Origin of the sequence: Nakamurella sp., assembly GCF_048594475.1 — a bacterium.
Taxonomy (GTDB): Bacteria; Actinomycetota; Actinomycetes; order Mycobacteriales; family Nakamurellaceae; genus Nakamurella.
Map to the genome: position 1 here is coordinate 1 of NZ_JBMDXT010000591.1, position 2017 is coordinate 2017.

The following is a 2017-nucleotide window of genomic DNA, read 5'->3' on the forward strand; positions in this document are numbered from 1 at the left end:
TGCCCATGGCCAAGAACGCCGCCGGGTCCGGCTCCTCCGCGAAACCATCGAAGGAAGCGAAGAAGGCGGCCAAGGCCGAGAAGCGCGCCGCCGCCAAGGAGCGCCGCAGCCAGCTCTGGCAGGCGTTCCAGATGCAGCGCAAGAACGACAAGAAGCTGCTGCCGTACATGATCGGCGCGCTCGTCGGCACCGCTGCGGTCGTCACCCTGGCCCTGATGTGGTTCCTGCCGTGGTGGATGGTGCTGCCGCTGGGCATCATCATCGGCGCGCTCCTGGCCATGATCATCTTCTCCCGGCGGGTGCAGAAGAGCGTCTACGCGCAGGCCGACGGAACCCCGGGCGCGGCCGCTTGGGCCCTGCAGAACAACCTGCGCGGCACCTGGCGGGTCACGCCCGCGATCGCCGGCAACACCTACCTCGACGCCGTGCACCGGGTGATCGGCCGGCCGGGCGTCATCCTCGTCGGCGAGGGCGCCCCGCACCGGGTGAAGCCGCTGCTGGCCCAGGAGAAGAAGAAGATCGCCCGCATCGTCGGCGACACCCCCATCTACGACTTCATCGTCGGCAACGAGGAGGGCGAGACCACCCTGCGCAAGCTCGCCCCCGCGATCATGAAGCTGCCGCGCAACATCCCGGCGCCGATGGTCGGCGAGCTGGACAACCGGCTAGCCGTGCTGGCCGCCAAGTCACAGGGCGGGCTGCCCAAGGGGCCGATGCCGGCCGGGGTCAAGCAGCGCAACATGCAGCGCGCGATGCGTCGCCGCTGACTCCGCCACTGACCCCGCCGCAGGCTCCCGCGCTGGCCCGGCCGCCGGCCGCACCGCCGGCCCCACCGATGGTGGGAGCCGATCAGATCTCGTCGCCCGGCCGGGCCGGCGGCTCGGCCGGCTCGGTGCGTCGCGCGACCTCGTCGGCGAAGTCCCGGGCCCGCGCGATCGAGTCCTGACTGGCCTGCAGGTCCTCGGTCCCCCGGCGCATTTCCGGGTTCTCGGCCGCCGGCCCGTCCAGCAGGGTCCGGGCCGCGGCGTCCGGACCGCGGTCGGGCACCCCCTCGACGTCCGGCTCGGCCGCGGCGGCCGGGCCGCCCGAGTCCGGCTCGGTTCCGGTGCCGGGGGCGGCGTCGTCGTCCAGGGTGGCGGTCGGGACGTCGTCCGGCTCCGTTCCCGGATCGTTGCCCTGGTGGTCGGTGGGCAGGCTGGCGGTCATGGTCGGGACCCTCCTCGTCGGCGCACGGCGCGCGGCGGCCACCCGATCGGTGGCCCGGTCCAGGGTTCGTACCCAGCGGGCCACCGACCGACACGCGTCCGGGCGGCCGCGCCTACCGGATCCGCAGCACGACCGTGCGGCACAGCCGGTCGTGCAGGCCGCGGCCGTTCGCGTCGAGCAGCAGCGGCGGGACGATGAGGAAGATCAGCACGGTCCGCGGGATCGCCCACAGCCCCACGAACGAGCGCACCCGGTCCCGGTCCTTGTCCATGGGCACGACCCGGATGCCCAGCGCGGCCTGGCCGGGGGTGATCCCGAACAGGGCGACGGTGATCACCGTCATCACCGCCCACACGACCAGACTGGTGTTGCGGGGCGCCTCGGGTGCGGTGAACCACCAGGCGACCAGGGCCGACAGCACGATGTCGATCACGAACGCGCCGACCCGTGCGGCCATCGAGGCGACCGACCCCACGCCGGTCTCCGGCAGCCCCAGCGCCCGCCCCGGATAGGCCTGCTCGGCCGGGCCGTTCGTCGTCGTCATTCCCCCAGGGTAGGCATTCGCCCGCGTAACTCCGGCGAAACCTGGTCGAGACTCGGCGGCAACAGCACGTGCTTAGCGTGGCGCAGGCATGGCGATGGAGCCGGCGCGTCCAGCACTGCTCGCGGCGGCATCGACCGGTCCGCAGGACCCGACGCCCGCGATGCAGGGAAGGGTTGTACGGTCCCTGCGACAGGTTGTCCATCGACTGGGGTTGTCCACCGACGACAAGGAGCGCGTGCGTGTTCTCCACCACCGAAGAGCTGGTCA

General features: G+C 72.5%; 3 protein-coding genes. 1 reads left to right on the plus strand and 2 read right to left on the minus strand.

Annotated features, from left to right (window positions below; genetic code table 11):
- Positions 1–5: 5 nt before the first annotated feature.
- Positions 6–767 (plus strand): DUF4191 domain-containing protein, encoded by a 762-nt coding sequence (locus ACOJUF_RS26200; protein ID WP_420124740.1) that lies wholly within the window; start codon positions 6–8, stop codon positions 765–767.
- A gap of 82 nt (positions 768–849) precedes the next feature.
- Here the strand turns inward: ACOJUF_RS26200 and ACOJUF_RS26205 are convergent, their stop codons facing one another.
- Together ACOJUF_RS26205 and ACOJUF_RS26210 are read right to left on the minus strand one after the other, a co-directional pair.
- Complete coding sequence (locus ACOJUF_RS26205; RefSeq protein ID WP_420124738.1) at positions 850–1206, minus strand: hypothetical protein; 357 nt, start codon at positions 1204–1206, stop codon at positions 850–852.
- 112 nt (positions 1207–1318) lie between these two features.
- Positions 1319–1750: an RDD family protein gene (locus ACOJUF_RS26210; RefSeq protein WP_420124739.1), complete on the minus strand. Its 432-nt coding sequence runs from the start codon at positions 1748–1750 to the stop codon at positions 1319–1321.
- Positions 1751–2017: the final 267 nt, after the last annotated feature.

What these genes read in the sequence shown, in the direction of transcription:
- ACOJUF_RS26200 (WP_420124740.1), top strand. Translation starts at nt 6, where the DNA reads ATGGCCAAGAACGCCGCCGGGTCCGGCTCCTCCGCGAAACCATCGAAG.
- ACOJUF_RS26205 (WP_420124738.1), bottom strand. Translation starts at nt 1,206, where the DNA reads ATGACCGCCAGCCTGCCCACCGACCACCAGGGCAACGATCCGGGAACG.
- ACOJUF_RS26210 (WP_420124739.1), bottom strand. Translation starts at nt 1,750, where the DNA reads ATGACGACGACGAACGGCCCGGCCGAGCAGGCCTATCCGGGGCGGGCG.